Raw genomic sequence first — 7,679 nt, forward strand, 5'->3', positions numbered from 1 at the left:
TGCGCGGATGGCCTCGTCCTGGATGCTTCGCAGGGCCGCTTGCCGACCGCTGTTTACCGCCCCTACTGGCACGTTGTGGCACGGCGTCCCGTCGGGGGCGGGGAGGCGCCCCTCCCTCAGCCCGGTCGGGGCCGCAGGCCGTGGTGCCTGCGGCCCCGCTCGGGCGTCGGTGTCAGGAGGGGTCGCCGTACTGGAGGCCGCGTCCGTTGGTGCCGATGTAGACGCGTCCGTAGGTGTCGGGGTCGCCGGTGACGACGCCGCTGCCGCTGATGTTGCCCCACTGGTGGGCGTCGTCGTTGACGCGGAGCCAGGTGGCGCCCTTGTCGGTGGAGCGGAAGACGCCGGTGACGTCCTTGACGGTGCCGATCAGGTACAGGGCCTGGTAGGAGGCGCCTGGCGCGGCCTTGCCGAAGCCGAGGGCGGAGGCGGACTGCACGGTGCTGAGCGCGGTGAAGGTGCGGCCGCCGTCGGTGGAGTGCAGCAGCCCCTTGTCATGACCGGCGATCCACAGGTCCCCGGCGATGCCGGGGACGGCCGTGAGCCGGCCGGTGGGCAGGCCGGTGGCGCGGGCGGTGAAGGTCGCGCCGCCGTCGGTGCTGGCGTGGAGCGTGCCGCCGGACAGTGAGTAGAAGGTCCTGGCCGAGGAGCGGTCGGCGACGACCACGGCGCCGGTGCCCAGGCCGCCGACCCTCGACCAGCTCGCCCCCTTGTCGGTCGAGCGGTACGGGGCCTGCCCCTCCTCTGTCCAGACGATGGCGGAGCCGTCCGCGGAGAGCGCGACCTGGCCGCTGTCGGCGCTGCCCACCGGCTCCGACGTGAAGCCGTTCCAGTTGCTGCCGCCGTCGGTGGAGTAGGCGCCGTCCTGCTCGCCGCCACGGCCGACGCGGACCATCACCGACGGGTTGGACTGGGCGAAGTCGATGTCGGTGCTGGTGATCATCATCGGGTTCTTCAGCCGCCCGGCGGGCACCCTGGTCAGGGCGCTGGAGGAGCCGTAGTGGAAACCGCCGAGGTCACCCATGGAGGAGATGACGGTGGCGCCGCCGGGCGGCGCCACCGCGTCGAGGACCGCGGTCTCCTCAAGCCCTCGGGCCCCCACGGTCCAGTGGCTGGTGCCGCCGCCGTCGGTGGCGCCGGCGTCCTTGCTGCGCCAGATGCCGCTGCCGGTGCCGTACAGCACGTGTCCGGAGTCGAAGGGATCGATGGCGAGGGCGGTCATCCAGTGCCCGGTGCCGGTACCGACGTAAGGAGCGGCGGAGGCGTCCCGCACCGACTTGTCGGCCAGGGCCTTCCAGGACGTGCCGCCGTCGGTGGTCCGGTAGATCTCGTCCTCGGGCCACCAGCGGTCGAGGGTGGTGACCATCACCGTGGACGGCCTCTGCGGGTCGACGGCCAGGCCGGAGAACCCGTAACTGCCCTGGGACGGCGAGACGTTCTTCCACGTCCCGCCGGCCGGCGTGTACTTCCACACCGAGCCCGCGGTCGCGCCGTTGGGTCCGACGACGTTCGTGTACGTCAGGTACAGCGAGCCGTCACCGGAGAGCACGCCGTGCTGCGGCATCTGGCCGGTGGGCTGACCGGAGACGGCCTGCCAGCTGCTGCCGCCGTCGGTGGAGCGGTAGAGGGAGCGGGACTTGTCGGCGACGCCGACGTAGACCGTCCTGCTGCCGGCCGGGCCGTACGTCACGAAGGAGATGCCCGCGCCGCTGCTCGCCCCGTCCTTGACGGGGAACGAGGGGAGCTGGCTCCAGGTCACCCCGTGGTCGGTGCTGCGCCACAGGCCGTTCTTGCGGGTGCCGAGGAGCAGGGTGCCGTTGTTCGCGGGGTCGATCACCAGCCGTTCGCCCGCCCCGCGGCCGTCCTCGTTGGCGCCCAGTTTGAAGGGCAGATCTGTGCGCTGGAAGGTCCGCCCACGGTCCGTGGAGCGCAGGATCGAGCCGTTACCCGCCCAGCTGTTGGTGTAGGTGCCCGCCGCGAGGTAGAGCCGGTCGGGGGCGACGGCGTCGGTGGCGATCGAATCGATGCCCAGCAGGTTCCAGTCCTTCTCACCGACCCAGTCGGTCAGAGGGATCCACTGCTCGGCCGCGACGTCCCAGCGGTAGGCGCCGCCCATGTCGGTGCGCGCGTACAGCAGGCCCTTCGCACGCGGGTTGAACACCAGGCCGGTGACGTAACCGCCGCCCACCACCTGGGCGTTGTTCCACACATACGGTCCGGTCCCGGCCGCCTGGGACTCGGCCGTCTTCACCAGCTTCCACTGCTGGTTGGTGCTGCCCTTGCCGGGATACTGGATGACCGCCGCGCCCTCGGCCGTGGAGCCTCCGGAGACGTCCAGGACCTGGCCGCTCCTGCGGGAGGCGAAGGTGACGGTGTCGGAACCGCTCACCTCGTCGATCCGCCACTCCTGGGAGGTGGAGGAGCTGTCGGTCTGCTGCTCGGCGGCGGCCGCCTGGGCGGACGAACCGCCCGCTATGCCCAGCACTTTGCCGCTGTTGCGGTTCACCAGCTCGTAGTAGCCGTCCCCGGCGGGTCGCAGCTTCCACTGCTGGTTGGCGGTGTTCTGGTCGGTCCACTGCTGGACGCGGGTGCCGTCGGCCGTGGAGAAGGCGTTGACGTCCAGCGCCTTGCCGCTGCGTACGGAGACCAGCCGGTAGTAGGCATTGCCGTCGACCGTCGCGGCCTGCGAGTCGTCCTGCACGAACAGGAGATACGGCACGACGAGAGCGGGCGCTCCGAGCAGCAGTCCTGTCGCGGTCCAGCGACGGCGGTGACGCCCGCGGCGCCCACCGTTCGTGGGGTTCTTCATGGGGGGTTGTCTCTCCTTGCGTATCACCGTGGAGCGGGCAGTCAGCGCTGCAGGGTGAGGACACCCGGCCGGTACGGCAGTCGGTCGTAGGGGCCGCCCGCGGTGGGGGACTTGCCCTGGTAGAGGAACCGCAGGTTGCAGGGGTCGATCGTCATGGTCTGGTCGGGATTGTCACGGACCAGGTCGCCGTGACTGATGTCGTTGGTCCAGGCGGCACCGCTGTTCGCCTTGCCGGCGAAGGGGTTGTTCTCGGTGGCGGCCTGCGGGGTCCACGAGCCGTTCGGACTGGAGGCTGTGAACGAGCGGAAGTAGCGCCCGTTCGCGCCCTTCGCCTCGACGATCATGAGGTACTGCTGTCGGCCCTGGACCTTGTAGACCTGGGGGGCCTCGAACAGGTTGGCCTCCGTGTCGCTCATGACCGTCGTGTACGCCGAGCCGAAGCTGCCCGGGAAGTTTCCGATCGGCATGCTCGCCCGGTAGATCTTGCCGTTGTCACCGGCGAAGAACAGGTACATGTTGCGGTCGTCGGCGATCAAGGTCTGGTCGATCGGGCCGGTGGGGGAGTCGGTGCGGGGGATGGTGCCGGTGAACAGCGGCTGCGGCGCGGACCAGCCGTCGGGGTCGGTGGGGTCGCTCGACGTGCGGTAGATGAAGGGCCACTGGCCCCACTGGTAGGCGAGGACCCAGATCTTCTTGGGCGCGAAGTAGAACAGCGTGGGCGCGACCGCGGGCTGGCTCATCGCCCTCTGTCCGGCGGACGCCATGTCCGACCAGTCGGCGAAGGGACTGAACGTCATCGAGCCGTACTTCGATCCGTTGAAGTTCGACCCGTAGACCAGGTGCTTGCCGTCGTGCACCACGTTGGTGAAGTCCTTCAGCGAGGCCCACCCGTTCGCAGGCTGCGCCAGGGCACCCGTCGAGTTCCACTTGTACGCCGACGGAAGCGCGCACGTACCGCCGCCCGATCCGGACGGGGCGGTCCACTTCTGGTTGCCGACACCCCCACAGGCGTGCAGCTGGATCTTGGTGCCGTTGGCGGTGGCCGCGCCGACGGCGTCCAGGCACAGCCCGGACTGGACGCCGGTGATCGTGCCGTTGGTGTGGATGTTCCACTGCTGGTTGGTGCCGCCGTTGCAGTCCCAGATGACCACCGCGGTGCCGTTGGTGGTGCCCTTGCTCTTGGCGTCCAGACACTTGTCGCCCTGGATCTTCAGCTGCTTGCCGGCGGTGTGGGTCCAGCGCTGGTTGCCCTGGCCGCTACAGTCCCACAGCTGCGCCTGGGAGCCGTTGGCGGTGGTGGAGGCGGGGATGTCGACACAGCGGCCGGAGGCCACGCCCTTGATCTCGCCGGTGCTCGCGGCCGGCGTGCTGGGGCCCGGGGCCGGGGTGGTGCCCGAGCCGGAGTTGAGGGCGTCCATGACGGCGTGATACGCGGGCTTGGGCTTTCCGTTGCCGTCGAAGAGGAGCGCGTTCTCGCCAGGCCGCCAGGAGTCGCTGTCCCGCACGCCCCACACCGTGATGCCGGTGCAGCGGGACACGGACAGGCAGGCCTTGACCGCGGTGGCGTAGTGGGTGGGCGACGCCTGGGCGATGTCCAGCTCGGTGATCTGGACATCGACGCCCAGGGCGGCGAAGTTGGCGAGGGTGGTCCTGAAGCTCGCCGGCGGACCGCTCGCGCCGAAGTGGCTCTGGAAACCGACGCAGTCGATGGGCGCGTTGCGGGACTTGAGGTCCTTGACCAGCCGGTAGGTGGCCTGGGTCTTGGCGTCCGACCAGTTCTCGATGTTGTAGTCGTTGTAGCAGAGCTTGGCCGCGGGGTCGGCCGTGCGGGCGGTGCGGAACGCCTCCTCGATGAATCCGTTGCCCAGGACCTTCTGGAACACCGAGTCGCGGAGCGTACCGCTGGGGCCGTCGTTGAACGCCTCGTTGACCACGTCCCAGGCGTAGATCTTGCCCTTGTAGCGGGACATCGTGGTGGTGATGTGCTGGTTCATGACGCTGCGCAGCGTGTTCGCGTCGCCGATCGATTTCACCCAGGACGGGAGCTGCGAGTGCCAGACCGTGGTGTGGCCGCGCATGCGCTGGCCGTTGGCCTTCGCACGGTCGACGATCCGGTCGGCGGGGCCGAAGCTGAAGTTGCCGCGGGACGGCTCGATGGCGTCCCACTTCATCTCGTTCTCCGGGGTGATCATGTTGAACTCCCGGTCGGCGATCGCGGTGTACGCCGAGTCGCCGAGCCTGCCGGCGGCCACAGCGGTACCGAAGTACCTGCCCGAGGGGGCCGCCTGCGTACCCAGGTTCGCGGCTCCGGCGGAGCTGGGGAGGAGCGTCACGACACCGGCCACCACCGCGGCGGCCGACAGTCCTATCACCACTGTTCGGCGACGCCGGCTGAGCCGGTGCAGGCCCTTCATGATTCTCCTCGGGGGTCGCGGGTCACCCTGGGTGCCGTGATCGTGGGGGCGTGTCGCGTCATGGGAGGGGCTTTCTTCCGGGGATACGTCAATGGGGATATCGGGGAGCCCGCCACGCCTGCCCGTCTTGGTGAGCGGCGGGAAGAGCGCCCCATGCAAGGGAGGCCTCCGCACTCGCGGTCTCGTAACGGAAAAGTCGCGCCGTCCGGACGATTGCTCAGTGATGCATCTCGCGGGCAGAAAGCGTTATGCGAAGCCCCGCGGTCTGGTCGTCGCTGTGGAAAGGGCGTGCCGCCCTGATCACCACTGAGGGTTTTCGGAAGGGCGGCAGACGTCGATGAATACGGACCGAAGCCGGATCACGTACTCAAGGAGCGGTTCTCAGGCCCAGGGCCTGCGCAGGATGAAAGAAGCCTGGCCGGCGAAGGCCCGAGTGCCGTCGGACCCGTCGAGCCAGACGCCACCGTCGCGGTGGCGGATGACCGATCCCGGATAGTTGTGCGCGTGCAGGGTCACCGACCCGGCGACCGCCCCTGGGCGCGGACAGAAGGTGGCGTCTTCACGAAACAGTTCGCTGCCGTCGTCGCCGCTCAGCCGCAGCCGCAGGTCACGATGGCGCAGATACCGGCCGTCGGCGGCGCGGAAGGTGACGCACCGTGTGTCGGCCAGCCCCCCGACGACCGTGAAGGTGACCCGCTGGCGTTTCCGCGCGCTGCTGGACGCGGAGACTCGGCCGAGCGTCGCGAAGTCGCCGGCGTACGTGAGGTACAGGGCGGGCTGGTCCACAGACTCCAGCGACTGTGCGCCCAGCGGAACAGTGCCCGCGACGGCGGACGGACTCACCGGTGACGGCTCGGCTGACGTGGCGGTGCGCGACGGGACCGGCATGGGACTGCCGAACGTGGGACTGCCGACTGTGGGACTGGCGACTGTGGGAGTGGCGATGACCCCGGGCTCCCGATGCGCCGGTTCGGGCCAGGTCGCGTAGGTGGCGGTCCCGGCGACGAGTACCGCGCCGGTGGCGAGGCTCACCAGTTGGTGAGCGGTCACCGCGTGGAGTTTGCCGATCAGCGCGCTGTGGAGACCGCCTCCCGCCGTCGCCGTGCCGACGGCGGCGTGTGCGGTGGCCAGCCCGGTGGCGCCCGCGGTCGTAGCCGACAGCATGCCCTTGGCGGCCAGCGCGGCGACGAGTCCGGCCGGGACGGTCAGCGGCGCGAGGCTGAGGAGCAGTAGTTCGGCCGGAACCCGTTCTGTCGTCTGCGCCGTGCACACCGGGCAGCTGCGGGTGTGCCGCGCGATCCGCTTGCGCCACACCGATGCGGGGAGACCGTCCCAGCCGACGACGGTCTCGTCCAACTGCGGACAGCGCGGGTCGGCCTCCAGCGCGGAGACGATCGTCCGGCTCAGTTCCAGCTGCTCGCGCATGCGTTGCAGGCGTACTCCGACGTGGGCGACAGTGAGCCCCGTCGCGGCGGCGATGTCATCACGACTCAGCGAGCCGGCGCGTTCCTGCCACCACAGCGACAGCAGCATCTGTTGGTCCGGGTCGAGCCACCGGCCGGCTTCGACAGCCTGACGGCGCTCGTCCGACAGATGCAGACGCAGGATCGTGACGTCCTCGGGTTCGGCACCGGCGTCCGGTATCTGGCGTGCCTCGTCGATGACCGTGGTTCGGCCGGCGAAGGTGCGTTGCCGGTGCCAGTGGGTGTTGATCTGGCGGAGCGTGATCGACACCAGCCAGGACCGGAAGCTCTCCGGGGCACGCAGGGCAGGGAGATCGCGCACCACGCGCAGCAGGGTCTCCTGGACGACGTCGTCGACGTCGGCGTGTCCGCTCAGCGCTCGCCCGACGATGTTGTAGACCAACGGCAGGTACGCGGCGATCAGCTCCTCGCGCGCCCGATCGTCACCGGCCTGTGCCGCGACGACCAGCCCCGCGTGGTCCGCATCCATGAGCCCCATTCCCACCTCCCGCAGGGGAGCGATCTTCCCTCAGGGAAGCGATCCGCCGTGTACGGCGCCTCACCTTAGCGTCGGCGAGGTAGGCGGCCAACGTCTGTGCCTCGGGCCAACGGACCGGCACGTGCCGACTCCGAGGGCCTGGTACGCGGGTGCGTTCGGGTTTGCCCGCCCGCGCACACGCCGTCGTGGAGGACCGGGTGAGGGTCGACGAGATGAAGCCTCCTCGTGCGAGATCACGTCGTGAGTGCCGGGCCGTGATGGAGGAGTGCCCGTCTTCCGCGTCCCGCGTCGGCCGTGGCCTCCTGCGCTAGCGGTCGCAGGTCCCCATGGACATCACCTGGCGGTTACACATGCGTTTCCCTCGCCCGATGAGCCGACAACTCGTCTGCTTCACAGCGTGATTGGCGTTCTCTCTGTCGATTGTGGCGTGGGTCACGCGGTAGGAGAGTGGCCGCCTTCCCACCGGCTCTCCTGCCGCCAGCGTTGAGAGGACGTCC

3 protein-coding genes are annotated in these 7,679 nt (G+C 69.7%); all 3 read right to left on the bottom strand.

The window, feature by feature from the left end; translation table 11 throughout:
- Window positions 1-172: 172 nt before the first annotated feature.
- Window positions 173-2,806: an RICIN domain-containing protein gene (locus ACRRSS_RS36430; protein ID WP_435975211.1), complete on the bottom strand. Its 2,634-nt coding sequence runs from the start codon at window positions 2,804-2,806 to the stop codon at window positions 173-175.
- A 41-nt stretch (window positions 2,807-2,847) separates the two neighbouring features.
- Window positions 2,848-5,220 (bottom strand): non-reducing end alpha-L-arabinofuranosidase family hydrolase, encoded by a 2,373-nt coding sequence (locus ACRRSS_RS36435; RefSeq protein WP_435975212.1) that lies wholly within the window; start codon window positions 5,218-5,220, stop codon window positions 2,848-2,850.
- 381 nt (window positions 5,221-5,601) lie between these two features.
- Window positions 5,602-7,182: a sigma-70 family RNA polymerase sigma factor gene (locus ACRRSS_RS36440; RefSeq protein WP_435975213.1), complete on the bottom strand. Its 1,581-nt coding sequence runs from the start codon at window positions 7,180-7,182 to the stop codon at window positions 5,602-5,604.
- Window positions 7,183-7,679: the final 497 nt, after the last annotated feature.

Origin of the sequence: Streptomyces sp. Qhu_M48 (assembly GCF_051305195.1) — a bacterium.
GTDB lineage: Bacteria > Actinomycetota > Actinomycetes > Streptomycetales > Streptomycetaceae > Streptomyces.

What these genes read in the sequence shown, in the direction of transcription:
- ACRRSS_RS36430 (WP_435975211.1), bottom strand. Translation starts at nt 2,806, where the DNA reads ATGAAGAACCCCACGAACGGTGGGCGCCGCGGGCGTCACCGCCGTCGC.
- ACRRSS_RS36435 (WP_435975212.1), bottom strand. Translation starts at nt 5,220, where the DNA reads ATGAAGGGCCTGCACCGGCTCAGCCGGCGTCGCCGAACAGTGGTGATA.
- ACRRSS_RS36440 (WP_435975213.1), bottom strand. Translation starts at nt 7,182, where the DNA reads ATGGGGCTCATGGATGCGGACCACGCGGGGCTGGTCGTCGCGGCACAG.